Source organism: Flavobacterium terrisoli (assembly GCF_030167905.1).
In the GTDB taxonomy this organism is placed as follows: Bacteria; Bacteroidota; Bacteroidia; order Flavobacteriales; family Flavobacteriaceae; genus Flavobacterium; species Flavobacterium terrisoli.
In genome coordinates this window covers 176,918-203,438 of sequence record NZ_JARGNA010000008.1, presented here as the reverse complement: position 1 = coordinate 203,438, position 26,521 = coordinate 176,918, and the positions used below count along the sequence as shown (strand labels likewise).

Here is a 26,521-nt window from a genome sequence, read left to right as displayed (position 1 = left end):
TTAAATTGTTTTTAAAATTTTTGCAGGAATTCCACCTACGATGGTATTATCAGGGACATCATTTGAAACCACTGCGCCTGCGGCTACGATTGCATTTACGCCAATGGTTACACCTTGCAAAATGGTAGCATTTGCTCCAATCCAGGCATTTTTTTTGATGTGAATGGGTTTCGGGATTAAAGAATGTCGGTCCGCTATTGAAGTAGGATGACCTTCTGTCAGTAAACTCACTTTTGGAGCAATCAGGACATTGTCTTCTATAGTAATTCCTCCCAAGTCAAGAAAAACGCAATCAAAGTTGATAAATACATTTTTGCCAATTTTAGTATGCTTTCCGTAATTGATGTGTAACGGTGGAAATACAGTTACGCTTTCGTCAATTTTGATGTTTGTAATTTGGCTCAACAAATCCCGAATTTCTTTTTCATTACTAGTGTTATTCATTTGAATGAGTAATTTTTTTGTCGCAAACGACGCTTCTCGTATTTGATAAGCATCTAAATCAAGGTGCGAAATGGTTTTGCCTTTCTTTAATCTGTAGAATATGTTTTCTGTTGCAATTGCTTCCATTGGGACTAATTAACAAAGCAAAATTAAACAGAAAGCCCCGCAGTGACTTTACTGCAAGGCTCAAATAATCTTTCTTAGAAGCTCAATATTTTGTTGAAATCAAATCTCTGTAGGAGGAAAGCCATACTGTTTTTTAAAAGCGGTTGAAAAGTGAGAAGGATTTCTAAAACCGACTTCCACATATACATCTTGTACTTTTTTGCCTTCTTCTTTTAGTTTTACATAAGCAGCTTCGAGCCTTCTTTTGATGAGCCATTTTTGTGGTGTTAGACCGCTTATTTTTTTAAAATCTCTTTTGAAAGTTGCCAAACTTCTTCCTGTAAATGAAGCGATTTGCTCCATCGAAAGTTCATCCGCATAATTTTCATTTAAAAACTCTAAAATGTCCACTTTCCAAGGTTCTGCAAAGTCGAAAAGAATTGGGTAAAGCTGTTCGTTATTATTTAATAAAGCGTAAATTCCTTCCAATAATTTCAAATGCGTAACGCCTTCTGTGGGTTTCACGTTGCTGTCAAAATATGGTGTTAAAGACTGAAAGAGACTTTCAATATCAGGTGTTGGCGATAATTTAAAAACATAATCATCTGAAAGTGGAATATTTTTTGGCATTTCGGCTTTGTCCATTTTGCTGTAAAATTCACGCAAAACATTACGTTTAAAGGTCAAAGAAATACCTTTGTACAATTCTTCCCCTTTGCTGTTTTTGTACATTTTTAATCGGTGGTCTCTTCGTATAAACGCACAGTCGCCCGCCTGAAGTGTTATTGTTCTATTGCGATCCTCAATCAGTTGTTCGCCCGAATACAAGTACACCAAAACGTGCTCCGGTGTTGCATGAATGCACTTTTCGCTGTAATCAGAAAAGCACGAAAGAAATATTCCTGAATAAGCGATGGTTTTTAATTTATCGTCTTGTTGAACGTTCATAATTTTCTTATTACCTTATTAACATACAAAAGTAGAGTTTATATTCTTGAATTGCTTTACTGTAAGGTTCATTTTGTCTTTCTGTAAAGCTCAATTGAAGTGTAATATTGTTGGTTTGAAATGAGTTTACTGATACAAAAGACAATGGCTGTTTAGCCCTGATGGAAGTGATATCAAGTAGAACGGACAGCAGGGAAATGGAAAACAAATGAGCGCAAGCCTTTACGCTTCTGAAATAAAATCGGAGATTTTTTGGTACAAATCCTTGTCGTGCATACTGTGGCCTAAGCCTTGGGTTTCGATATAGGTGGCATTTTTCCAGGAATTGGCGTAGTTTCTTCCTTCTTCCACGAGGATGACATTGTCGTGAAGGTCGTGGGCAATCATGGCTTTTTGAACAAAGTTTTTGGCAAATAAATGTCCGGCGAAATCATCCAGGCGGATGTTGAATTTTTCCTGATAATACGTTTCCAAAAGCGTTTTCATCTTGTCATTCAGGCTCAGGATATCGACAAAATTATCGCTTACTTTTTTGAAGCTTGAAGGTGCGCCGAGCATGACCACTTTTTCGATATTATCGTTGGGATATTTGTGCAGATAATAAGTGATGGAAGCGCCGCCAATGGAATGGCCAATCAGGATTTTTGGATTGTATTTTTGTGCCAGAACATGGATGAATTCAGCATATCTTGGTGTGTTGAATTCTTTACCGGTGCTTTGACCGTGCGCCGGCGCATCAATGGCAATGATAGTTTTGCCCAAAGGTTTGAGGTAATTCAGCAATTTTTTCCAACGTGAAGCATTGCTTTCCCAGCCGTGCAATAAAAGGATAATCTCTTCCGAACCTTGCCAAATATAGGTTTGGAAATCTTCCCCGTCATAATGCAAAGTTTCCTGTTGGGTGTTTTTTAAGGTTTTTGGGAGTTTGTCCTTTTTTAGTTTGCCTTTTCGCGGTTGGCTGAAAATCTCGTATGCCATATCCCTGGCCTTTTCAGGAAGGAAATAGCTGATGAGGTTGATGTACAAACCAACCGATTTGGTGATCAAAAAATACTGGATTTTCTTCATAAAAAAATCCCGAACGAATCGGGATTAATTATTATAGGTGAGCAAATAATTTTTGCATTTTTTCTCTTTCTTCTTCAGCCAATGAAGCATCTACTAAGATTCTTCCTGAATGCTCATCGGTGATGATTTTCTTGCGGGCTGCAATTTCAACCTGAGTTTGTGGTGGAATCGTAAAGAACGATCCTGCCGAAGCACCACGCTCAATTGAAACTACTGCCAAACCGTTGCGAACGCTTGAACGGATTCTTTTGTAAGCCGCTAATAATCTTTCTTCGATTAAAGCTTCAAACTCGGCTGATTTTTCCATCAAGAAGTTTTCTTCTTTTTGGGTTTCTGCCATGATATCGTTCAATTCCGCTTTTTTGTGTTTTAAGTGAGAAGATTTTTGGTCTAATTTTTCTTTAGAGCTTGAAATCACTTCTTTTTTGTGTTCGATAGAAGCTTTCAATTCTTTGATTTGCTTTTCAGCCAATTGAATTTCCAATTCCTGGAATTCTACTTCTTTAGTCAAAGAGTTGAATTCTCTGTTGTTGCGAACGTTTTTTTGTTGCTCAGTATATTTTTTAATTGCTGCCTGGTGTTCTTCGATGGCACTTTTTTTAGTTTTGATTTGGTCTTCAATCGTAACCAAATCAGATTTTAATTTATCTAAACGAGTGCTCAAACCAGTAACTTCATCTTCTAAATCTTCCACTTCTAAAGGTAATTCTCCTCTAACGTTTCTGATTTCATCAATTCTTGTATCTATGATTTGCAGGTCGTAGATAGCTCTTAATTTGTCTTCAACACTTAGTTCTTTTGTAGTCGCCATATTTTATAAGTACTTAACTGGATTTGTATTTTCTTCCGAAAAAATGATTGCAAAATTAAGGATTTTTTTCTTAAGAAAATCAACAATATAATTTTTTGTAAATCTTTCGCTTTCAAAGTGTCCGATATCGGCTAAAATCAGTTGGTTTTCGGCCTGATAAAAGTCATGATACTTCAAATCGGCGGTGAGAAAAATATCCGCTCCGGCTTGTTTGGCATTGCTGATGGCAAAGCTTCCCGAACCGCCAAGAACAGCGACTTTCTGAATGGGTTTGCCCAATAAGGCACTGTGGCGAATGCCACCGCATTGCATTTTGTCTTTTACAAAGGCTAAAAAGTCTTTTTCGCTCATTGGTTTTTCGAGTTCGCCAATCATTCCGAGGCCAATGTTTTGGTGTTGGTTTTGGAGTTCGTAAATCTCATAAGCGACTTCTTCATAAATGTGACTGGTGAATAACGCTTTGAGTACTTTGGACTGCAAATGTTTTTCAAAAGTGACTTCGATTTTGATTTCTTCGTTTTCGACAAATTCAAATCGGTTGCCTACTTCAGGATTACTGTCTTCGTTGCCCATATAAGTGCCAATCCCTTTGGAGTTGAAACTACAATCTTCATAGTTGCCGATTTTTCCGGCTCCGGCATCAAATAAAGCATTGCGTAAGGTTTCCACATTTTCCGGAATGGTATAGGTCACCAGTTTTTGGATGAAGTTTTTCTTTGGAACCAAAATTTTAGTATTGGTCAAGCCTAAAGCATTACTAAAGATTTTATTCACGCCGTGTTTGTGATTGTCTAAAGCGGTATGAACCGCATAAATGGCAATATCATTTTTGATGGCTTTGAGTACGGCGCGCTCGACATAATTTTTACCCGTAATTTTCTTCAGTCCTGAAAAAATAATAGGATGGAAGCAAACCACCAGATTGCAATGCTTAGCAATCGCTTCATCGATAACGATTTCCAAAGCGTCGTGGCAAACCAGAATTCCGGTGGCTTCCGCATTGGCGTCGCCAACGAGCAAACCTACATTGTCAAAGTCTTCGGCATAGGCTAAAGGCGCCATTTCTTCTAAGGTTGAGAGGATTTCTTTTATTTTCATATCGTTTTTTTCGCCACGAATGCACGAATATTTTTTTAAATTATTTTAAATCTGCCAACGGCGTTCTGCCAACGGCGTTCTGCCAACTGCCTTCTGACTAAGTCGCCCATTCGTTTAAATATTCTTTAATAATCCATTCCCCATTGATTTTTTCGAGTAATAGAAACCGTCCGCTGTTGTGTTCAATGTTTCTGTAGAAAGCGACTTTAACCAAAGCGTATTGGCCTTTGGCAAAATAAATCGGTTTGTTGACAATAAGCAAACGCTGGTTGTTCTCACCATATTGCTCAGAGAGTTTTTGAAATTCTTCCAAAGACAAACAGGCATTGACTTTGCTTTTCAAATATTGGTTTTGGTTGTCAAACAACATATTGTATTCCTTGGACCAATCTTCGTTTATGCCAATCACTATCTGTTTTTTGATTTCGGCAGCGTTTTTTTTGAGCAAATCGTTTTTCGAAATGACTTCCAATACTTCTTCGTTGTTAGGCGCTTTGTTGCAATAAAAGCTCAGGAGTTGCAATCTGCCTTTGGCAATGACTTTTTCGTTTTTATAATATTTGGTAAAAATGATTTTGAGTATAGCCGTATTGTCTGTTTCCTGGGAAAAAGACATAGGCGCAACCAATAGAAATAATAAAAGAAATAGTAGATGGAGTGGTTTCATTACTTATTGCAACTGTAATATTTTCATTCAAAGATAAAAAATCGTTACTTTCGTACTATGATTTTGTTGCGAAAATTACTTTTCCCTTTTGCCATTCTCTATGGCTTCATCACTTCTGTTAGAAATTATCTTTACGATAAAGGTATACTAAAATCGTATTCTTTCGACATTCCCGTAATTGCTGTGGGAAATCTTAGCGTTGGCGGCACCGGAAAAACACCACAGATTGAGTATTTGATTCGGTTGCTTTCTCCCAATTATAAAGTGGCTACTTTAAGTCGGGGTTACAAGCGACAATCAGAAGGCTTTATTTTGGCGGATGCCAATGCAAATGCGGAAATCCTTGGTGACGAACCATTTCAGTATTTTCAAAAGTTTCCTCAGATTCAAGTTGCAGTCGATGCCGACCGAAGAAACGGTATCTCTCAATTGTTGAGTCAAAAGGAAAAGCCTGAAATCATTTTACTCGATGATGCTTTCCAACACCGAAAAGTCAAAGCCGGATTTTATATTCTCTTAACTTCTTATGGCGATTTGTTTTGTGATGATTATATTTTACCAACGGGAAATCTTCGCGAAAGCAGAAATGGAGCCAAAAGAGCCAATGTGATTATAGTTACTAAATGTCCGTCAAATCTAAGCGATATTGAGCAGGAAGAAATTAGTAGAAAATTGATGAGATTCCTCGTTCCTCGCAATGACAATGCCAAGGTTATTTTCTTCAGTTTTGTGGAGTATGATGACAAGGTTTATAATCAAAATGGCAGTTTGGAAGTCGCTGATATCAAATCACAGGAAAAATTATTACTGGCCGGTATTGCCAAACCCAAACCATTCTTTGACGAATTACAGTCTGGAAATGATATGGTTATGGAATTTCCGGATCACCATCATTTTAGCGACAGCGATATTTTGGACATAAAAAACAAAGCCAACCATAAAATAATTGTCACCACCGAAAAAGATTTTGTACGTTTGGAGGCTGAAATTTTCGCAGCGCAATTATATTATTTACCAATCAAAAGTAAATTACTTCGCGACAGCGGCACTTTTGACCAAACTATTTTAGACTATGTGGGAACTCGTACAGGAAACCGTTAATTATATAAAGAATAAAACCAATTTTACGCCCGAATATGGCGTGATTTTGGGTTCAGGATTGGGAAGCTTTACCGATGACATTAAAGTGGAATTCACTTTACCATACAACGAAATACCCAACTTTCCGGTGTCAACAGTCGAAGGCCACAAAGGCGCTTTGGTTTTTGGAACCATTGGCGACAAAAAAGTCGTGGCGATGCAGGGAAGATTTCATTTTTATGAAGGTTATTCGATGCAGGAAGTTACGTTTCCGGTGAGAGTGATGAAATATATTGGGGTAACAAAACTTATTGTTTCCAATGCTTCCGGTGGTGTGAATCCGAATTATAAAGTAGGAACGATTGCGATTATTACCGATCACATCAATATGATGCCCGAACATCCGTTAAGGGGAAAAAATGATTCCCGTTTCGGCCCGCGATTTGTCAATATGAGCGAACCTTACAGTCCAAAAATGATTGCTAAGATTAAAGAAATAGCCAAAGCGGCCAACATCGAACTTCAAGACGGTGTTTATATGGGATTGCAGGGACCTACATTTGAAACCTTGCACGAATACAAAATGGTCAAAGTTTTGGGCGCAGATTGCGTTGGAATGTCAACCGTTCCGGAAGTTATCGTAGCCCGTCATATGGAATTGGAAACTTTCGGGATTTCAGTCATCACCGATATCGGAAGCGAAGAGCATTTGGAAAACATTACTCATGAAGAAGTATTGAAAGCAGCTCAGGAAGCTGAACCAAAGGTTAGACAACTCATCAAAGAGTTGATTTTGCAATATTAACTCAAATTCTGGGCAATTACCCGATAGAAATTTTCCGGTTCGAATGGTTTGGTTATTACATCGGTCATTCCGAAAGACATCAGCATTTCCCTGTTCTCATTCAATGAAATTGCAGTTAGCGCGATGATTGGTATTTCCTTATTGAATTCACGAATGTTTTGTGTCGCAATGGTTCCGTTGATGCCCGGCAAATGCACATCCATCAGTACCAAATCAAAGTCATGATCACCGCGCATCACTTCGACAGCTTCTTCACCGTTGTCAACGATTTTGCATTTCATGCCTTTGTTTTCGAGCATTTTTTTGGTTACCATTTGGTTGATTTTGTTGTCTTCCACCACAAAAACAATTTTGTTTACTAAGACTTCATCAGAATATTGAGCCGGTTTTTCAAACTTAACTTCCGGATTCCCGTTGAGTAAATTGATTTCAAAGGCAAAAGTAGTTCCGATGCCCACTTCACTTTTCAGGCTGATTTCGCCACCCAATAAATCAACCAGTTTTTTTACAATGGTCAAGCCTAAACCTGTGCCTCCATATTTTCGGTTGATTTCGATGGAACCTTGCGAGAAACTGTCAAAAATGGTTTCCTGTTTTTCTTCCGGAATCCCAATTCCGGTATCGCTGATGATAAAATTAATTCTCGAAAAATCGTCGCCCTGATCTACCATTTTGGCCAAAACCGTTACTTCGCCATTTTGTGTAAACTTTAAGGCATTGTTGATCAGATTGATAAAAATTTGCGACAACTTTGTCGGGTCGCCCAACAAGACTTCCGGTATGGAATCATCAATTTCTAAGATGAATTTGTTGTGGTTTCGGGCCGCAATTTCTTCCATCGAATTTTGAATATCGGTCAATAACTGTTTCAGATTGAAATGGATGTACTCAATTTGGATATTGCTCGAATCAATTCGGTTGATTTCGAGGATTTCATTGATAAAAGTCATTAAATAGTTCCCCGAAAACTTGAGCGAATTGAGGTAATGCAATTGGGTTTGCTTTGGATTATCTTCAATCAACAAATGTGTAATTCCGTTAATGGCATTCAATGGCGTTCGCAACTCATGACTCACCGTAGAGAGAAATTCTGCTCTTGCCTGAGACGCTTTTTCAGCTTTTTCTTTGGCCAATTGCAGTTCAAAGTTTTTGTCTTTTAACAGCTCATTGGTTTTGCTTCTGATGATGTTGTTTTTGTAAAGCGACAAACTCAAAAGCGATAATATCGAGATTAAGGCAATCCCTAAAATACTAATCAGTTTGATGAATTTGTTGGTTTTTTGTTGTGCCAAATTTTCTTTTGTCATTTGGTCAATCGCCTTCATTCGCTCACTTTCCTTGAATTCAGCATAATCATTGGCATCCAGTTTTAGGTTATTGGAACTGGAAAGACTGTCTTTTAATTCCAAATGCTGTTTAAGGAAATCATGTGATTTTTTTAGGTTTAGCAACTTTTCGTTGGTGCGGCTGAGTGATAATAAAATGGCTGCTTTTTGATCCAGATTGTTATCCCTGGCATTTAACATTAAAGCCCTATTGAGATAATTTATCGCCAGGTTGTTGTGGTTCAGACTTTCTTCAATAGCGCCCAATTGGTACAAAGCTTCCGCTTTGGTTTTGTAAATATCTTCAGTATCAGGTTTTGAAATAATTTCATTGAATAACCTTGAGGCTAATTGTATTCTTCCTTTATTTCGATATAAAATCCCTTTTTGAAGCATCAACGGTTCCGAAGCATCAATTTTTAAAATATTATAAACGGCTTGTGATTTATTAAAATTGACTTCCGCTTTGGCAAAATCATCCAGATTCATATAACACATTCCCATGTTGTAATAGCAAATGGCTTGCTGGCTCGATGGTGGAATATTGCTTAATAAAGTGGCACATTGGGAAAAAACATCTATAGCATCATCATATTTTTTAAGTTCAAAATAGGTTGAGCCCAATGAATACAATGCGTCAGCTTTTTGCTTCGTATTGCCGTGAAATTTTGCGTAATTGATTGCTTTCTGCGAAAAATATAAAGAAGACTTGTAGTTGTTGGTCTTTTTATTAAAATTGGCTAAATCAATATAATAAGCCGTACTGTCAAGAGGTACAGCCGCTTTTTTTTGTCCAAAGCTTAAGGTTTGAAATAGTAATATAAGAAAGAACCATCTCATGGTTTTGCAGGATTTATAAAGATTTAGGGCTATAAATGTAGTAAAATTATTTTTTTAACAAAATAATCAAGTCAATTATTCGACAAGAATAACCTATTTCATTGTCATACCAACCCACGACTTTTACCATTTTATCAATGACAGAAGTGAGTTGCGCGTCAAACAGGCAGGAGTTTTGATTGCCCAAAATATCGACAGAAACAATCGGGTCTTCGGTATAAGCGAGAATTCCCTTTAAGTTGGTTTCCGCCGCTTTTTTAAACGCCAAATTGATTTCTTCAATGGTCACTTGTTTTTTGACATAACAGGTAATATCTGTTAGTGAACCATCGGGAACCGGAACGCGGATACCGCTGCCTCCGATTTTGCCTTCCATTTCAGGGAAGATTTTAGTAAGTGCTTTGGCCGCACCGGTTGTGGTTGGTACAATCGACTGACTCGCACCACGGGCACGACGCAAATCTTTGTGCGGTTGATCGTGTAAACTTTGGTCGGTAGTATAGGAGTGAACCGTAGTGATATAGGCTTGTTCAATGCCACACAATTCGTTGATGACCTGAATCATCGGTGCGGCATTATTAGTCGTACAACTGGCATTGGACACGATAACTTCAGTTCCTTCTAAAATGTTTTCGTTAACACCTAAAACTACTGTTTTGATTTCGGGTACTTCACTTGGTGCGGAAAGAATGACTTTTTTGGCTCCGGCTGAAACATGTTGGTTGATTTCTTCGAATGTCTTGTATTTCCCGGTGCTTTCCACCACAAAATCAATATTCTCCCATTTGAGGTTGCTGATGTTGCTTTCGTGAAAAAAAGTATAATGTTGTCCGTTTACGATAATTGATTTGTCATCATAAGAAACTTCAAAAGGCAAAACGCCGTGAATGCTGTCGTACTTGATTAAATGCGCCATCGTGCGATTGTCGGCGATGTCATTGATGGCTACGACTTCAATGTTAGGATGATTGAGCAATAATCGAAACAGATTACGGCCAATTCTTCCAAAACCATTGATGGCAATGCATGTTTTGCTCATGGAAACAGCGTATTAAAGAATGTGTTTTTCGGCGTGATAAGAAGAACGTACCAAAGCGCCACTTTCTACGTGACGGAATCCCATTTCTTTTCCGATTTTTTCGTACTTCTCGAATTGTTCCGGTCTGATGAATTCTTTTACGGGTAAGTGTTTTTTGCTGGGTTGCAAATATTGTCCGATCGTTACGATGTCGACATCATTATCTCTTAAATCGCGCATTGTTTGGATCACTTCTTCTTCGGTTTCACCCAAGCCAAGCATGATACCCGATTTGGTTCTTTTGATGCCTTGTTGTTTTAAGTATTTCAACACAGCCAAACTACGGTCATATTTTGCCTGGATTCTCACTTCACGGGTTAAGCGACGAACCGTTTCTACGTTGTGTGAAACCACTTCCGGATTGGCTTCCACGATGCGGTCGATAATTCTTTCTACGCCTTGGAAATCGGGAATTAAGGTTTCTAAAGTTGTTTCCGGATTCATTCTGCGAATCGCCTGCACGGTTTCAAACCAGATAATCGAACCCATATCTTTCAAATCGTCGCGATCCACACTGGTGATTACGGCGTGTTTGATTTTCATGATTTTAATCGAGCGCGCTACTTTCTCCGGTTCGTCCCAATCTACGGTTTCAGGTCTTCCGGTTTTAACGCCGCAAAAACCACAGGAACGCGTACAGATATTCCCTAAAATCATAAAGGTGGCTGTTCCTTCGCCCCAACATTCGCCCATATTTGGGCAACTGCCCGAAGTACAAATGGTGTTGAGTTTGTATTTGTCAACCAAACCGCGAAGTTCAGTATATTTTTGACCGATAGGCAATTTGACTTTTAGCCATTTAGGTTTGCCAACGGGTAAGTTATTGTCGAGGACTGATTCCATAATTGCAATTTGCTTCGTCAGTATGCTGACGCTCGTTTTCGAATTGCAAAGATACAAAGGTTGGATTTAGAATTCTTAATTTTAGATTCCAAAATTGTTGTTAAAAAAGCGGATTTAAACCATCGTTTTTCTTTTCATAATAATTTGATAAGCAATTCCGATAAAGGCACCAATTTCACCGCCGGCATAACTGTAATTGTGAATGGAACCAACAATCCGAAAACTCTTTCCATCTTTTATGGTATATGGAGAACAGCAATCAGGATAAGCCGTAGGGTTAAATTTCTCGGTTAGATAACCAACAAAACCAAAAATTATGGTAATGCCTAATGTTATCAATACCGCTTTGAAAGCATATTGAAACATCAGCTTTGGTGTTTTGTGAATGAAACCAATCAAGCCCTGAAAAATACCGATAAACAATCCGACCCACCAAGTAGCCAATATTCCAATTAAAGCAGTTGTTGCCCTCGGATTTTTATGGCCCCAATCGGTAAAGCCAAATTGGTCAAACTTAAATACGGTGAAATATTCACTCGAAATAGTATAAGTTACCTGATCGTGCAATGCACCGTAAATAGCCGCTAATAGTGCAGAAATTAAAATGATAAGCAGAAAGGTTCCGAGTTTTTTCATAGTGTTATTATCATTCCACAAAATCCATTTCTCTATTATGTGTTTCACTGATGGTAAAGGTTGCATAAATTCCCAAAGAAAATGCAATCAGTCCGATAACAGCCGCCGAGAAAATCACCGTATTGCTGAGTTTTAAATAATCGAACCCAATCAGCATAATCGGTACTGAGCCACGAACCATATTGGGCACACTGGTAGTGGCAGTACTTCGCATATTGGTGCCAAATTGTTCTGCGGAAACGGTTACAAACATTGCCCAGAAACCAGAGCCCAAGCCAATCCAGCCACAGTAGAAATAATACATATTTTCACTTTTGTTACCACTAAAAAGGAGTAAGGCTACCCCAATAAAGGTAAACATTTGCATATAAAGAATGGTCTTTTTACGCGAACGCAAAGCATGGGAAATAAAGCCGGAGGAAAAATCACCCACAGAAGTTGAGATATAGGTCCACATAATGGCTTTCCCCGGATTGATAGACGTGATGCCCATTTCGGGAGCAAATTGATTGGCCATAAAAACCAAAATCCCAATGCAATACCAAATCGGGACACCAATTAAAATACATTTTAGATATTTGACAAAAAGCTTTTTGGTGGTAAAAAAAGCCAAAAAATCACCTCTTTTAATCGAATGGTTTTCCTTAACATTTTTAAACATGCCGCTTTCAGCAACACTGATTCTCAGTACCAACAACATCAATCCTAATCCACCGCCAATAAAATAAGCGGTTGTCCAGCTTCCCGCGAGCTCTACGGTGAATTGTGCTACCACAGCACCCAAAACCCCAAAGCCGGCAATGATTGACGTTCCGATAGCACGAAGTTCTTTGGGTAAGGTTTCGGAAACCAAAGTGATTCCGGCACCCAATTCACCAGCCAAACCAATTCCGGCAATAAAACGAAGCCAGGCATAAATTACGCCTTTGTCTGCAAAATCCATTTGCGGTAAAAAGCCACAGGCAATATTGGCTAAGGAATACACTATTATTGAACCAAAAAGCACCGAAAGCCTTCCTTTTTTATCCCCGAAAATGCCCCAGATAATACCGCCCAAAACGAGTCCAACCATTTGGTAATTGATAATCATGGTACCAACAGTATCAGCTTCCAATCCCATATCATTCAGACTGGGAATGCGTACAATCCCAAAAAGAAGCAAATCATAGATATCTACAAAATAGCCCAAAGAGGCAATGATTACGGGGAAACCAAATAAGTGCCTGAGCTTTTCCTGGCGGGTAAATTGTTGCATTTTGTTTATTTGTTTGGATAAATATAGAAATAAAAACAAAAAACCTGCTAAAAGCAGGTTTTAATAATGTGATTCTATGTTGGTTGGCTATAAACCCAAAGCTTTTTTAGTCTGCGGCATCAGTGCGTCTTTGTGTAATAAAACTGAAATGGCTTTTAATCTCAAATAAGAAACACTCATATAAACATAGCCTTCAATTCCCGATTTATTGCCCCAGGAATTTTTGACTTTGTAATAGATATTTCCTTTTTGGTCTTTGGATTTGCCTACAATATGCATCAAATGATCATCGGTAGTATTGTAATTTTCGAACTCAGCCTGGCGGAATTCTGGGGTGATTTTTTTCTCCGGTTTGATTTCGACTTTAATCAGGTTAACATCTTCTGCATTTTCAGGGATTACTGCGACACCGGTTCTGGTCGAAAAAGTTGCTTCGCTCACATCACTGTCTATGGCAACGGTAAATCCTTTGTCCAAAGCATAATCAATATTCTGAACAAATTCATCCAAAGGCAGATTGTAAAAAGAACCATTGGCAAAATTATCAGGAATATTCAGAATGAATTGGCTATAAACAGGCTGATGGGTAAAAGAAGTAATCGTAACATAATCGTGTAAATTGATTTTGTAATTGGCTAAAAAAGCGGCAGCACTAATTGGTTTTACATTGGCTGTCGTGCCCATATATTTATCTAAAACCGCTGTATAGTCGGTTTTCCATGTTGGGTATTTAACCGGAGTGTCTTCAACTGCTTTTTTGAGTATGGCATTCAGTTCTTTTACCAATCGGGTGTGATCGTGTTTGGCGGTATCATAAATTTTTCCTGAGAATTCATTTTGAAGTGCAATACCATATTTCAAAGCGCTATTGATAACGTCATGATTCAAGCCACCTTCGCCAAATTGTGCTTTTCCCTGACGCGAAACGTAATTTTCTCCTTTATCCAAATAGGTATTTCTCACATTGTACATCTCAGATAAGTCGATTGTAGTACCTGTAGTACGAATGATTTCGGCTTCTAAAAAGGAAGTGGAAGAGAAACTCCAGCACGTTCCCGTGTTTTCCTGTGCGGTAACCGGAGTGGCTTCAATATTTTTAATGGTTTGAAAATCATACGCTTGGGCAAACGTATTTAAACCGAAAAATAGCGAGGCAATGGTAAGCAGTGTTTTATTCATAAGAATATGATTTGTGTTGTGGTTAAAGTCAAACAAATGATTTATTTTTACGCTAAAATAATAGTTTTTGTCAGCAGACAAATATTTTTAACTAAAATATAATAATCCTTATAAAGCAACTTTTGATATGAGTACCATCAATTGGATTACTGCCGCAGCATTTGAAGATATCACCTATAAAAAATGTGATGGCGTTGCCCGAATTGCGTTTAACCGACCGAATGTCCGCAATGCTTTCCGCCCGAAAACCACCAGCGAATTATATAAAGCTTTTTATGACGCCATGGAAGACACTTCTATCGGTGTGGTTTTGTTATCGGCTGAAGGCCCAAGCACCAAAGACGGTATTTGGTCTTTTTGCAGCGGCGGGGACCAAAAAGCCCGCGGTCATCAGGGTTATGTTGGCGAAGATGGCTACCACAGGTTAAATATCCTTGAAGTACAGCGTTTGATTCGATTTATGCCAAAAGTGGTCATCGCGGTTGTTCCGGGTTGGGCTGTTGGAGGCGGACACAGTTTGCACGTAGTTTGTGATTTGACATTGGCGAGCAAGGAATACGCTATTTTTAAACAAACCGATGCGGATGTAACAAGCTTTGACGGTGGTTATGGTTCGGCTTATCTGGCCAAAATGGTTGGGCAAAAGAAAGCGCGTGAGATTTTCTTTTTGGGTCGAAATTATTCCGCACAGGACGCTTTTGAAATGGGCATGGTCAATGCGGTGATTCCGCATGAAGAACTGGAAGATACAGCTTACCAATGGGCGCAGGAGATTTTGGAGAAATCACCAACCTCCATCAAAATGCTGAAGTTTGCGATGAATTTAACTGATGACGGTATGGTTGGTCAACAGGTTTTCGCTGGAGAAGCCACGCGTTTGGCATACATGACGGATGAAGCCATTGAAGGAAGAAATGCCTTTTTGGAAAAGAGAAAACCCAACTTTGGGAAAAATAAATGGATTCCTTAACGGCTATGGAAGACTTTACAAACGAAACCATAGATACTACAAGTTTACCGAGATATGAAACGGTAGCATTGACCAAATTGCATCCAAATTATTGGAAGGAGATATTGCTCTCCAGGGGAATACTGCTTTTGTTGGTTGGTATTGCGCTTACAGTTGCAATCATTTTTATTGAAGAAATCGCCGAAAATAATTGGCTTTTTATTACGGCTTATATACTGTTTGTTTTGTTCTTTTTGCTTTTTGCCTATATCGGATTTAAGAAAAAAGCATACGCTTTCAGGAATCACGATGTTATCTTTCGCAGTGGCATTATTGCGACCAATACGATGGTTATTCCTTATAATCGCGTACAGCACGTAGCACTTCACGAAGGTTTTATTGCCCGTTTTTTTGGTTTGGCCAAAGTGGAAATATTCACTGCAGGTGGTGTTTCGAGTGATATTGAAATTCCCGGAATTGCCAAAGAAGAAGCCGAAAATATCAAACAATTGTTGATGGGTAAAATTCAAAAGCAATTGTAATGGAAACCAATTTTAATCAGCCACAACGCCAGTCTTTGGTGGGCATTTTAGTGATTTTTTTAGAATCCGCCTTTCAGGTGTTAAAAGCGACCTGGCCGATTATTGTGATTACCTTATTTAAAGCAGACTCAAAATCAATTTTGGTTGGTTCATTGATTTTATTAGGGATGTTTACCTGGTTGGGAATATATTCTTTTCTGAAATACCGCAATTTTACTTTCCATATTGATGACGAAAACGATGAGTTTATCATCAGCGATGGCATCATCAACAAAACCAGAACGACTATTCAACTGCATAAAATCCAGCAGGTAAATATCAAACAATCGTTGGTACAACGAATCATTGGTGTTTATGCGTTAGATGTCGATACCGCCGGAAGCGATAAGAAAGAAGGTAATATCAAAGCCATTTCGCATAAGTTGGCGATTGCCTTAAAATCGAAATTGCTGGAAAACGAAGGCAAGAAAGCGGTTGTTGCTGAAAATGAAGTTACAACAGAAACAACAGAACAGAAAGCCATTCCTTTCCTCAAAATTAATTTGGTCAGCTTACTGAAAATCGGGATTACTTCTAATTATGTCAAAAGTGTCGGATTGATACTGACGTTCTTTTTTACGATTTATGAAAACCTCCATCAGGCCGGAGCGGAAGACTTTATCAAAACCGAACGCATAGAAGGTTTTGTCGATAACAATTCGCTGTGGTATTCAGGTTTGATATTCGTCCTGATTATGTTCAGTGTTGTTTTTCTGATCAATATCGGCCGTACCTTAATCAAGTTTTTCGATTATGCAGTAACGAAACAAAAAGGTTCGTTAATGTTGACGTATGGTCTTATAAATACCCAAAGCACCATATTGAAACCAGAGAAAGTTCAGATTGTCAAAATTTCCAGAAATTATCTTCAAAAAAAGCTCGATGTCCTTGAGATAAAAATCAAGCAGGCCATTAGCAACGGAAAGCAGGAAAGCAAATCACTGATTGAAATTCCAGGCTGTAATGCTTTTGAACGCGATGAAATTTTGAAATTGTTGTTCAAGGAACTACCGCAAAAAGGCATTATGATGAAGCCTAATTTTCGCAAACTGATATTTTCCATTTTTCTGATAATTGTACTACCTTTAACGGGTTATTGGATATTTGGAAATTATATTGAACCCAAAGCATTTGAATACTTAAATGTGGCTGTTTTTTATGCCGTTTTTGTATTGGTTGTATTGTTTTTCGGGTTCAGGAATTACCGATTGTTTGTCAATGACAATCATATCATCAAGCAAAGTGGTGCCTGGGATATTGATCATAACATCATTCAGATTGAAAAAATACAAGCCATAACGACTTCACAGTTATTTTGGCACAAAAGCTTAAATATAGGTTCGCTGACGATGCATACTGCAGGCGGAAACATTACTTTTCATTTGGGAAAGTTTGATAAAATAAACGAGTATGTAAACCTTTGGTTGTATGAGATTGAAACCTCAAACAGCAATTGGATGTAAATAAATTAAAACTACTATGAAACACTGGATTGAAGCCGCACGCGTTAGAACATTGCCACTTTCGGTATCGGGAATTATTGTTGGAAGTTTTTATGCACTTTCCAGACCGACCGAAGAAGTTTTGACACCGACACAAGTTTTTAACTGGAGGATTTTCGGATTACTGTTACTGACCACTGTTGGTTTGCAGATATTGTCCAATTTCGCCAACGATTACGGTGACGGCGTAAAAGGCACGGATAATGATGATAGAGTTGGGCCAAAACGCGCCATTCAAAGCGGTGCCATTTCACCACAAGCGATGAAAAAAGGAATTGTCATTACGGCCTTATTGACATTCTTGTCAGCCATCGCCTTAATTTACAATGCGTTTCACTTTAAATATTTCTACTATTCGATTATCTTTTTGGTACTCGGGATTATGGCGATTGCTTCTGCAATCCGCTATACCGTTGGAAAAGGCGCTTATGGTTACAGAGGTTACGGCGATTTGTTTGTGTTTATTTTCTTTGGACTGGTGAGTACTTTTGGCTCGTATTTTATGTTTGCCAAAGAACTCAACTGGCTGTTGTTTCTACCTTCCATTGCGATTGGTTTTTTGAGTGTTGGAGTGCTGAATTTAAACAATATGCGTGATGAAGAAAGCGACAGAAAAGCAGGAAAGAATACGATTGTTGTAAAAATGGGCGGTGCAACTGCCAAAAAATACCATTTCTTTTTGGTGATTACCGCTATGGTTCTGGTGTTGTTGTTTGCTTTTCTAAATGATTTTAATTTTGACCAATATATTTTTGTGGTGGCTTATTTTCCTTTGATGAGCCATTTGTTAACTGTTTACAGAAATAAAAACCCAAAACTTTTAGATCCTGAGTTGAAAAAATTAGCTATTACTACTTTTTTGCTTTCGATTTTACTGGCTTTGAGTTTGATATTTTTTATCTCAGATGTTGTGGTGAATTTAGTTTAATTTAAAAGTTAAGTTATGAAAATAACCTTCTACGGACATTCCAGCATCGGAATTGAAGTAAGCGGAAAACACATCATAATCGATCCGTTTATCTCAGGTAATCCAAATGCCGGTCATATTGATATTAATAGCTTAAAAGCCGATTATATCCTTTTGACACACGCGCATCAGGATCATATCCTCGATGTGGAAACCATTGCGAAGAATAACAATTCGATTGTTGTTTCCAATTGGGAAATCGCAACACATTATGGCAACAAAGGTTTTCAATACCATCCGATGAATCACGGTGGAAGCTGGCAATTTGATTTTGGAAAAGTAAAATATGTTAATGCCATTCATTCAAGCTCGTTTCCTGATGGCAGTTATGGCGGAAATCCGGGCGGATTTGTGATTGAAGGCGAACACAAAAACATCTATATCTCGGGCGATACGGCGCTGACAATGGATATGAAACTGATTCCGATGAGAACCAAATTGGATTTGGCCATTTTCCCCATCGGCAATAATTTCACCATGGATGTGGAAGATGCGATTTTAGCAGCAGATTTTGTCGATTGCGACAAGATATTGGGTTGTCATTATGATACTTTCGGATTTATTGTCATCAATCATGATGAAGCGAAGAAGAAGTTCTTCGACGCCGGAAAAGACCTGATGCTGCTTGATATCGGGCAAAGTATTAAATTATGATTTGCTCCATACAAAAATAAGAGTGTCAGTTTTGGCACTCTTCTTGTTTTAAAAACGAAAAATAGAATATGAAATCACCACAGACAAAGAGTTTGCGTAAGCAAACACCAATAAATAAAAGGTGATTCAATATATGACCACTAAAAAAATGAAATTTACATATATTAAGTACTTGTTATTAGGTTTGTTTTGGGGTTGTTCGACTATCAGCTTTGCGCAAAGCGAAGAAGGCTTTTGGGACAATGTCAGAAACACCAATGAAACCATTATCCTCGACGCCGGAAAGCGTAAAATACTTAAAACAGCCGACTTTCCTGTCGGAACCACTGAAGTCGTTTACCGCATGTCCGTTTTGGATGACAATCAGAAATTGAGTTCCAGTTTGGTTTCTATCCTAAAATCCATTCCTGATCCGTCAGGGATTAGTCAGGGCGCAGCCGGAACGGTATTTTTGCTTTCTGCGATTACCGGGGAAGACAAGTGTAAGTTTTATGTGTTTACCAATGAGAATGATGCTTTACAATATGAAAAAACAGGCGTTCTCAAAAATGCCTGTGCCAGTCAGGACGAACCGGTAAGCAAATCAGCAAAGTTGCTTACAGAAAAGTCAAGATGCATTCCTCAGGGTGCGCAAAACCTCTGGTTTGGCTTTGAAAGTGGCAATTGGCTCATGAAGGCAAAGGTTGTCCTGGAAGTTGTGCCGTGGGTTGATTACAATTTAAGAAAAGGCTGGACAGTGGAAGGCAAAAAGGAGGTATTGGCATTGGCTTCAAAATTGGAAGTTGTGAACTATCTTACTAAAAAAGACCAGTTTTATGGTTTGTTTTTGGAAAACATCATGGACAAATTCAAATATCCCTATTTTAAACAATTATTGCCAGCCGAGAAAAACAGAGCCATTGAAATTGCTACTGAAGCAAGTCTGACCAAAACGGGTGAAATTGATAAATGGTGTCAAGTGGTTTGTGATAAAGCGGCAAAGCTGTTCAAGGATGGAAAAACCACTGAAGCCATTGACTTGATTCAATCTGAAATGGTGGCCAAGAATAGGCAAAATTATAGAGGTTACGGTATATTGGGCGATTATTATTTGCTTTCTAAGCAATATTCAAAAGCCGAAGAAGCTTATCAAAAAGGATTAGAATTAAATCCAGCCGAAATCATTTTTTATCTTGATTTGGCCCATGTTTATATGTTTACGGATCGACTTTCTGAGGCTAAAGAAATCCATAAAAAGTATCAGAGTCAAAATTTATCAACAGAAAAACCTTGGAAGGAACAAGTCAGAATTGACTTTCTCAACTTTCAAAAAAGAGGATTGCCAACAAAAAATTTCAAAAAAATCCTTCGCGTTTTAGACTAAAAAATGAAAGCAACTTACCATAAATATGTGCTCCGTTTTAAGCAACCTTCGGGTACTTCCAGAGGCGTTTTGACGACTAAGGAAACCTGGTTTATTGTGATCGAAAATGAGTTTAAAAAAGGAATAGGTGAGTGCGGAATTCTACGTGGATTATCGGCTGATGATCGTCCCGATTATGAAGAAAAACTGCAATGGGTTTGTGAAAATATTCATCTTGGGGAGGAAAAATTGTGGAATGAATTACTCGAGTTTCCATCGATTCAATTCGGAATTGAAATGGCTTTTCTGTCGATGAGAAGTCAAAATCCGTTTGTTTTATTTCCTTCTGAATTTACTTCCGGAGAAAAATCCATAGTGATTAACGGACTCGTTTGGATGGGTGACGAAGCGTTTATGAAACAGCAAATTGAAGACAAAATTGCGCAGGGTTTTAGCTGTATAAAATTGAAGATTGGCGCGATAGATTTTGATAAAGAATTAGATCTTTTGCGTTTTATCCGTCAAAATTTTGATGAGCAAACCATTGAGATTCGGGTCGATGCTAACGGTGCTTTTTCTGAAAATGAAGCTTTAAATAAAATTAATCAAATCACTGGTTTTAAATTACATAGCATAGAGCAGCCGATTCAAAAAAATCATACTGACATGATGTCAGTTCTGTGTAAAAACACCAATTTGCCCATTGCTTTGGACGAAGAACTCATCGGTGTGTTTTCTTTTGAAGAGAAGGAACAATTGCTGCAAAAAATTAAGCCACAATACATCATTTTGAAGCCGAGTTTTATCGGTGGATTTCGCGGTACTTTGGAATGGATTTCCATAGCCGAAAAATTAAGTATCGGTTGGTGGATTACTTCCGCTTTGGAAAGTAACATCGGTTTGAACGCTATTGCCCAATTTACTTTTGGACTGAATAATTTGATGCCGCAAGGTTTAGGTACCGGAAGTTTGTATGACAATAATTTTGATTGTCCGCTCGAAGTTTCCCAAGGCCAACTTTGGTATCGAAATGACCTCGACTGGAAAATCGATTTGGACAATTTTAAATAAAAAAAACCTGCTCATAAAGCAGGTTTTTTATAGGCTGAAAAGTTATTTTCCCCAATCAATTTTTCGGGAGAAATACATCACTGCTCCGAGGATAAAGAACAAGCCAATGCTTCCTACCAAAAGTGCATAATCTTCCATTTGGATAATTACATAAATGAACGTGTACAATACCGAAAGTGAGGTTGCGATAAAGAGCGGAAACTTTCTGTTTTTGAGTATCGAAATTGAATAGAGCGTAATCATGATGACTACTGCAATTCCGGAAATGCCATACGCCAAAGTAAAGCTACTGTGTTCTGTAATGGAGATCAAAAGTGTATAGAACATAATCAGCGCGATGCCAATCATAGAATACTGGAAAATGTGGATATTGATTTTGCTGATGGACTGAATCAGGAAGAAAATCAGGAAGGTTAAACCAATCACCAGGAAGCCATACTTGGAAACCCTTTCGTTTTGCTGATATTCATCCACAGTATCGATTAATTTTACGCCAAAGAGGTAATCATCCAAATCGGGCATAAAGTTGGTGTATTGCTGCGAAAACGTTCTGTTGATGTCCAAAACTTTCCAATCTACGTGAAAACCATCTTTATTTACCACTTTGGTAGTGTCATTGGCAGCAAATGTGCCTTCAAAACTTGGTGATTCCCAATCGGAGTCGATAGACACATTGGTCACTTTTCCAATCGGAATGAAGTTGATGCTGTTGCTTCCGTTATAGGTAATGCCAAAATTGAAATTGATTTTGTCATTACCGGCCAAAGTTTTGTAATTAAAAATAGTGGTCGCCAAAATGCTGTATTCGCTTTTGTCGTTGTTTTGCGGCTCAAAAGAAAGTTTTTCGTTGTTCAGCTGAATTTTTAATTCGCTTTTGATGCTTTTCAGATTGGTTGTTTTAACGATAATAGAAGCTTTGTCCCATTGAATGCTTTCTTCCGGGATATTGAGTTTGGCAAAATTAGGCGCGGTGAAATTTCCTTTAAAACTCATGTCTGCCGTAAAAACTACCGGATTGAAAAGTCCGCGTTTTAGGGATTCATTTTTCTTCACTTTTGAAGTATTGGTCAATTCATTCGGGAAGAAATAGGCATAACTGGTTGTTGCTTTCTTCTGAATGGTCGTTACACCGGTTTTGGTATCGGTTACATTGATATTTTCATAAGAGTTATACGGTATTCTCAAAACCGGTCCGTAAAAAGCAACATCGCTTCCCCATAATGTGGCAATTTCATTGACGACTTCCGACTTTCGCTGGGAACGTTCAGCAATTAAATTCTGAACATAAAAGAGCGGAATGAGTAAAAAGAGCGTGAGCAAACCGACCATAATCATTTTGGCGGTTGTCGATTGAAAGAATGTTTTTTCTTCGGTGTTTTGGTGTTCTTGATTTTCCATGATTTACTTGTTTTTAGTATGAATAATTTTGTTGCATTGCGATATAGAAATAGAGAATGGCGATGGGAATGTTGGCTATCATTATCAGCATTTTTATGGCTAAAGTTTCCCGGTCATTGGGATAAATACAAAACCGATATAACAGATTCAGTAAGACAAGTCCGTTGAATAGCGAAGCAAAAAGCACATAAAAGAAGCCGATTATCAGTAAGTAGCCATTATCCTGAAAGAGCAGATAAAGGAGTAGGATTAATGTGCCGATGGCAAATGAACCAATAGCCAGATAGGTTGAAAACCGGCCTGAGGTTTCGGTTTTGTTAAAAATTTGTGTTTCCATGAGTATGATTATTTGATGTTAAATTCTTTTTGATGAGAAAAGAGAAATAGATGAATACGCCAAAGTGAATGGCAAAGAGCATCGATTTTGGCGAAAATGCCATTTGGAATAAATCAATGGCCAAGTCCAGCGGATTGCTGATGATGTCCCAACTGTTGTAGCGCAGGATCCGCCCAATGTAAATTCCGATGCCACACAGAAAGCAAATGACAGGAATGAGTAAGCTGACTTTTCGAGCCGTGGTTAATTCCCAGACTAATTTTTCAAAATGCTGTAAGGACATCAACCCAAAGGCAAACCCAATCAACGCATGTGAGCTCACAATAATCAAATCGAGCCAGAAAATATGGCCTTCAGAATTGGCCAAATGCACCAAATCGGTGATGATGTAAAATGCATTCGGGATAAAAGCCAGCCAAATTGCTGTAATCGCCAGGATTTTAAATTTGGAGGTGTTTTTAAAATCCAAAGTCAGCAAATGTGTAGTGATTGCATAAGGAATCACCGCCAGGAATAGATTCCAAATGAGGAAGAACAGGTAAATTGAATGGGTAATTTTGGCTCTGACCAGTAAGAGTGAAACGCAATAAATGCTATAGAAAAGCAGCAATTGGTTGGCTTTTTTATTCTGATTGAAAAGTTTTAGGACTAAGTTCATTTATTTGATGTTAAAGGAGTTTTGAATGTTTTCTATTGGGATAAGCAGTAATTTTTCAAAATCTAAATCGTAGAAATGATGCGCGTTTTTCCCTCTTTTATAATAATCCAAAAAGGTTTTGAATCGGGTAGGATAGAAGAGCGTTCCAATGAAAATGACCATATACAGATAGGCACTTCTTTTGCCGTTACCCAATAAATAATATTGCATCCCGATTTCCTCAATAACCGAAACGCCGGTGTTGGTCAGCACGTGAATCACGTCATGGTCTTCGAGTTTTGGCTGCATTTCAAAATTGTATTTCAACAGAAAGCAACCCATGTGAAATCCCAGGCTTTCCTGCGGATATTGGATTAGTTCTTTGGGTTTGACTTTCCAGGGTTCGTTCTTCTTGAAGAACTTTTGATAGGGCTTTTTGCTCCACTCATACATTTTTTCGATGATTAAATCTCTCATAAATTAATTTTAAAAGTACTTTGTTTTTCAAAGTAAATAGATAAAAAAATGGGTTAGCTTTTTGATATTAATTTTTCAAGTGCTTCAATATGATCCTGAAAGGCTTTTTTTCCTGTTGCCGTCGCGATGTAACGCGTATTGGGTTTCTTTCCTATGAATTGTTTTTCGATCATGATGTATTCTTCTGTTTCTAATGCTTTGGTGTGGCTGGCTAAATTCCCGTCCGTGACGCCCAGTAGTTCCTTGAGCATATTAAAATCGGCACTCTCATTGACCATCAATACCGACATAATCCCCAAACGTATTCGATGATCAAAGGCTTTATTGATATTTTGGATAATGTTTTTCATTTAATTATTTCGATCGTATTTGTAATACATCACCGCACCGTAAATAATGTGGCAAAGCCCAAAACCAACAATCCACACATACAATCCGTAACCTGAGTATTCTACGGCAATTAAGCCCAAAATAATTTCGGTGATGCCCAAATACCGAACATCGCGCAAGGTATATTTACTGGCATTCACACAAGCCAATCCATAAAATATCAGCGTGATAGGCGCTATGAGTCCGTAAATTCCGTGTCTTAATAAAAGTAAGGACAAAATACCACCCGTAAACAGCGGAATGCAAAAATTAATTAACAGTCTTTTCGACGAAGGGTTCCACACTTTTTCACCCATTTTCTTCGCCTTGTTTGCGGTCATGATATAAGCTGTGATTAGAGACAAAACCAATACAGCCATAGCAACGGCGATGATCAATTTGAAAGTAGTGCTTTCCAGGGTGATGTACCTTGACTGGTGATTATCTATTAAAAAGTTTACCACGACTGCACCGCCTAAAGCATACAATCCGGCCATGATTCCCGATAAACCGCTCAAAGAAATAAACTGAGTCGATTGTGCCATCATTTGTTTGATGTCCTGAATGTCTTTTAGATAATCTTTAGCTTCCATATTAAAGTACTTTGAAAAACAAAGTAAATGAATATTTTTTCTGTGACCAAATGTTTTTTCATTTATTTTTGATAAAAATTATTCCTATGAAAAAAGTCCTTTTCGGTACGGCGTTTTTATTATGTTCGATGGGTTTTGCCCAAACCAAAGATGAGCAGATGCTGAGTGATATCTATAAATCGGCTTTAACCAATTCGAAATGCTATTCCTGGCTGGATGATTTGTCTAACAAAGTAGGACAGAGAATGTCGGGTTCGGTCGGTGCTGAAAAAGGCGTGACTTATACCAAGCAACAATTGGAAACATTAGGACTCGACAGGGTTTATCTTCAGGAAGTCATGGTCCCGAAATGGGTAAGAGGCGAAAAGGAAACGGCTTATATTTTGGACAAAAAAAGTAAAACCAGTGTGCCGATTTGTGCGCTTGGCGGTTCGGTTGCTACTTCTAAAAACGGTTTGACTGCCGAGGTTATCGAAGTGCACAGTATTAAAGAATTGGAAACATTAGGCGAAGCCAAAATCAAAGGCAAAATAGTTTTTTACAATCGTCCGATGGAGCCGGAAAACATAGATGCTTTTGTTTCTTACGGTCGTTGTGGTGATCAGAGAAGAGCCGGTGCTCAGGAAGCAGCTAAGTTTGGTGCTGTTGGTGCGATTGTTCGCTCCTTAAATTTAAGACTTGATGATTTTCCACATACCGGAGCTACGAGTTATGGGGATTTACCTGATGCTCAAAAAATACCTGCGGCAGCGATTAGTACGAATGGTGCTGAATTATTGAGCCAAAGACTAAAGGAGAATCCACACCTGAAATTTTACTTCAAGCAATCTTGTCAGCGATATGAAGATGTGCTTTCGTACAATGTGATTGGAGAAATTACAGGTTCTGAACATCCTGAAAAAATCATGGTGGTTGGCGGTCATTTGGATTCCTGGGATTTGGGCGACGGTTCACATGACGATGGTGCAGGTTGTGTGCAGAGCATGGCGGTTTTGGAACTTTTCAAACGGTTGAATTATAAACCAAAAAACACCATCAGGGCTGTGTTATTTATGAATGAAGAGTTTGGTGGAAAAGGTGGAAAGAAATATGAGGAATTGTCAAAAGCCAATAAGGAAAACCACATTTTTGCTTTGGAAAGCGATGCCGGTGGATTTTCGCCAAGAGGATTTTCATTTGAATGTGACGAAGCCAACTTCAATAAAGCGAAAGGATGGAACTCATTATTTGAGCCTTATCTAATCCACAATTTTGTAAAAGGACATACCGGTTCAGATATTGAACCATTAACCTCTAATAAGCTTGTAAAAGCCGGATTAAGACCCGATTCTCAGCGTTATTTTGATTACCATCACGCCGCCAATGATACTTTTGATGCAATCAATAAAAGAGAATTGGAATTAGGTTCAGCCACGATGGCTGCTTTGGTTTATTTGTTTGACCAATACGGAATCGATTAATT

The 26,521-nt window shown here is 38.3% G+C and carries 28 protein-coding genes; 10 read left to right on the top strand and 18 right to left on the bottom strand.

All coding sequences use genetic code 11. From position 1 onward, the window contains the following. From P1K33_RS12745 to P1K33_RS12720, 6 genes are all read right to left on the bottom strand, one after another. Complete coding sequence (locus tag P1K33_RS12745) at window positions 1-570, bottom strand: sugar O-acetyltransferase (RefSeq protein WP_284653370.1); 570 nt, start codon at window positions 568-570, stop codon at window positions 1-3. Window positions 571-669: 99 nt separating this feature from the next. Then, a complete protein-coding gene (locus P1K33_RS12740) occupies window positions 670-1,497 on the bottom strand; it encodes a helix-turn-helix domain-containing protein (protein ID WP_284653369.1) in 828 nt (275 codons plus the stop codon). 222 nt (window positions 1,498-1,719) lie between these two features. Next, entirely contained in the window at window positions 1,720-2,565 is an 846-nt protein-coding gene (locus tag P1K33_RS12735; protein WP_284653368.1) for an alpha/beta fold hydrolase, read from the bottom strand. A gap of 31 nt (window positions 2,566-2,596) precedes the next feature. Next, entirely contained in the window at window positions 2,597-3,376 is a 780-nt protein-coding gene (locus P1K33_RS12730) for a zinc ribbon domain-containing protein (protein WP_284653367.1), read from the bottom strand. A 3-nt stretch (window positions 3,377-3,379) separates the two neighbouring features. Next, the gene (locus tag P1K33_RS12725) at window positions 3,380-4,474 is read right to left on the bottom strand and encodes a Nif3-like dinuclear metal center hexameric protein (RefSeq protein ID WP_284653366.1); all 1,095 of its coding nucleotides are present in this window, start codon (window positions 4,472-4,474) and stop codon (window positions 3,380-3,382) included. Window positions 4,475-4,571: 97 nt separating this feature from the next. Continuing rightward, entirely contained in the window at window positions 4,572-5,141 is a 570-nt protein-coding gene (locus tag P1K33_RS12720) for a hypothetical protein (protein ID WP_284653365.1), read from the bottom strand. Between the two features lie 57 nt (window positions 5,142-5,198). Between P1K33_RS12720 and lpxK the strand changes: the two genes are divergently transcribed. Beyond that, window positions 5,199-6,242 carry a tetraacyldisaccharide 4'-kinase gene (gene lpxK, locus P1K33_RS12715; protein WP_284653364.1) on the top strand — a complete coding sequence of 348 codons (1,044 nt, stop codon included), beginning with the start codon at window positions 5,199-5,201 and terminating at the stop codon, window positions 6,240-6,242. Next, window positions 6,214-7,026 (top strand): purine-nucleoside phosphorylase, encoded by an 813-nt coding sequence (locus tag P1K33_RS12710; protein WP_284653363.1) that lies wholly within the window; start codon window positions 6,214-6,216, stop codon window positions 7,024-7,026. The genes lpxK and P1K33_RS12710 overlap by 29 nt, the downstream gene beginning before the upstream one ends. Here the strand turns inward: P1K33_RS12710 and P1K33_RS12705 are convergent. The 6 genes from P1K33_RS12705 to P1K33_RS12680 all read right to left on the bottom strand — a co-directional run bounded on the left by P1K33_RS12705 (window position 7,023) and on the right by P1K33_RS12680 (window position 14,182). Beyond that, window positions 7,023-9,191 carry an ATP-binding protein gene (locus P1K33_RS12705; RefSeq protein ID WP_284653362.1) on the bottom strand — a complete coding sequence of 723 codons (2,169 nt, stop codon included), beginning with the start codon at window positions 9,189-9,191 and terminating at the stop codon, window positions 7,023-7,025. The genes P1K33_RS12710 and P1K33_RS12705 overlap by 4 nt on opposite strands. A 46-nt stretch (window positions 9,192-9,237) precedes the next feature. Further along, on the bottom strand, window positions 9,238-10,230 hold the full coding sequence (gene gap, locus P1K33_RS12700; protein ID WP_284653361.1) for a type I glyceraldehyde-3-phosphate dehydrogenase: 993 nt from the start codon (window positions 10,228-10,230) through the stop codon (window positions 9,238-9,240). A gap of 12 nt (window positions 10,231-10,242) precedes the next feature. After that, window positions 10,243-11,112 carry a lipoyl synthase gene (gene lipA, locus P1K33_RS12695; protein ID WP_284653360.1) on the bottom strand — a complete coding sequence of 290 codons (870 nt, stop codon included), beginning with the start codon at window positions 11,110-11,112 and terminating at the stop codon, window positions 10,243-10,245. Between the two features lie 114 nt (window positions 11,113-11,226). After that, the gene (locus P1K33_RS12690; protein WP_284653359.1) at window positions 11,227-11,748 is read right to left on the bottom strand and encodes a hypothetical protein; all 522 of its coding nucleotides are present in this window, start codon (window positions 11,746-11,748) and stop codon (window positions 11,227-11,229) included. Between the two features lie 10 nt (window positions 11,749-11,758). Continuing rightward, window positions 11,759-13,003, bottom strand: a complete 1,245-nt coding sequence (locus tag P1K33_RS12685; protein WP_284653358.1) for an MFS transporter — start codon at window positions 13,001-13,003, stop codon at window positions 11,759-11,761. 87 nt (window positions 13,004-13,090) lie between these two features. Beyond that, the gene (locus P1K33_RS12680; RefSeq protein WP_284653357.1) at window positions 13,091-14,182 is read right to left on the bottom strand and encodes a C1 family peptidase; all 1,092 of its coding nucleotides are present in this window, start codon (window positions 14,180-14,182) and stop codon (window positions 13,091-13,093) included. A gap of 127 nt (window positions 14,183-14,309) precedes the next feature. Between P1K33_RS12680 and P1K33_RS12675 the strand changes: the two genes are divergently transcribed. The 7 genes from P1K33_RS12675 (at window position 14,310) to P1K33_RS12645 (ending at window position 21,248) form a co-directional block, all read left to right on the top strand. After that, window positions 14,310-15,152, top strand: coding sequence for a 1,4-dihydroxy-2-naphthoyl-CoA synthase (locus P1K33_RS12675; RefSeq protein ID WP_284653356.1), 843 nt, complete (start codon window positions 14,310-14,312; stop codon window positions 15,150-15,152). Next, window positions 15,140-15,673 carry a PH domain-containing protein gene (locus tag P1K33_RS12670; protein WP_284653355.1) on the top strand — a complete coding sequence of 178 codons (534 nt, stop codon included), beginning with the start codon at window positions 15,140-15,142 and terminating at the stop codon, window positions 15,671-15,673. The genes P1K33_RS12675 and P1K33_RS12670 overlap by 13 nt, the downstream gene beginning before the upstream one ends. Continuing rightward, window positions 15,673-17,175, top strand: coding sequence for a PH domain-containing protein (locus P1K33_RS12665; RefSeq protein ID WP_284653354.1), 1,503 nt, complete (start codon window positions 15,673-15,675; stop codon window positions 17,173-17,175). The genes P1K33_RS12670 and P1K33_RS12665 overlap by 1 nt, the downstream gene beginning before the upstream one ends. Window positions 17,176-17,191: 16 nt before the next feature. Beyond that, window positions 17,192-18,142, top strand: a complete 951-nt coding sequence (gene menA / locus P1K33_RS12660) for a 1,4-dihydroxy-2-naphthoate octaprenyltransferase (protein WP_284653353.1) — start codon at window positions 17,192-17,194, stop codon at window positions 18,140-18,142. A gap of 15 nt (window positions 18,143-18,157) precedes the next feature. After that, entirely contained in the window at window positions 18,158-18,835 is a 678-nt protein-coding gene (locus tag P1K33_RS12655) for a metal-dependent hydrolase (RefSeq protein WP_284653352.1), read from the top strand. Between the two features lie 148 nt (window positions 18,836-18,983). Then, window positions 18,984-20,198 carry a tetratricopeptide repeat protein gene (locus P1K33_RS12650; RefSeq protein WP_284653351.1) on the top strand — a complete coding sequence of 405 codons (1,215 nt, stop codon included), beginning with the start codon at window positions 18,984-18,986 and terminating at the stop codon, window positions 20,196-20,198. Between the two features lie 3 nt (window positions 20,199-20,201). After that, on the top strand, window positions 20,202-21,248 hold the full coding sequence (locus tag P1K33_RS12645) for an o-succinylbenzoate synthase (RefSeq protein WP_284653350.1): 1,047 nt from the start codon (window positions 20,202-20,204) through the stop codon (window positions 21,246-21,248). A 42-nt stretch (window positions 21,249-21,290) separates the two neighbouring features. Here P1K33_RS12645 and creD read toward each other — a convergent pair whose 3' ends face one another. The 6 genes from creD to P1K33_RS12615 are packed head-to-tail and all read right to left on the bottom strand — an operon-like array spanning window position 21,291 to window position 25,059. Further along, window positions 21,291-22,646: a cell envelope integrity protein CreD gene (creD, locus tag P1K33_RS12640; RefSeq protein ID WP_284653349.1), complete on the bottom strand. Its 1,356-nt coding sequence runs from the start codon at window positions 22,644-22,646 to the stop codon at window positions 21,291-21,293. Between the two features lie 13 nt (window positions 22,647-22,659). After that, window positions 22,660-22,983, bottom strand: a complete 324-nt coding sequence (locus P1K33_RS12635) for a hypothetical protein (protein ID WP_284653348.1) — start codon at window positions 22,981-22,983, stop codon at window positions 22,660-22,662. Then, window positions 22,964-23,641, bottom strand: coding sequence for a DUF1361 domain-containing protein (locus P1K33_RS12630; protein WP_284653347.1), 678 nt, complete (start codon window positions 23,639-23,641; stop codon window positions 22,964-22,966). Before P1K33_RS12630 ends, P1K33_RS12635 begins: the two co-directional genes overlap by 20 nt. Continuing rightward, on the bottom strand, window positions 23,642-24,097 hold the full coding sequence (locus P1K33_RS12625; RefSeq protein WP_284653346.1) for a hypothetical protein: 456 nt from the start codon (window positions 24,095-24,097) through the stop codon (window positions 23,642-23,644). A gap of 53 nt (window positions 24,098-24,150) precedes the next feature. Continuing rightward, window positions 24,151-24,447: a winged helix-turn-helix domain-containing protein gene (locus tag P1K33_RS12620; RefSeq protein WP_284653345.1), complete on the bottom strand. Its 297-nt coding sequence runs from the start codon at window positions 24,445-24,447 to the stop codon at window positions 24,151-24,153. Next, a complete protein-coding gene (locus tag P1K33_RS12615; protein ID WP_284653344.1) occupies window positions 24,448-25,059 on the bottom strand; it encodes a hypothetical protein in 612 nt (203 codons plus the stop codon). An 86-nt stretch (window positions 25,060-25,145) separates the two neighbouring features. Here P1K33_RS12615 and P1K33_RS12610 point away from each other — a divergent pair, with 86 nt between their 5' ends. Continuing rightward, window positions 25,146-26,519 carry a M28 family peptidase gene (locus tag P1K33_RS12610; protein WP_284653343.1) on the top strand — a complete coding sequence of 458 codons (1,374 nt, stop codon included), beginning with the start codon at window positions 25,146-25,148 and terminating at the stop codon, window positions 26,517-26,519. Window positions 26,520-26,521: the final 2 nt, after the last annotated feature.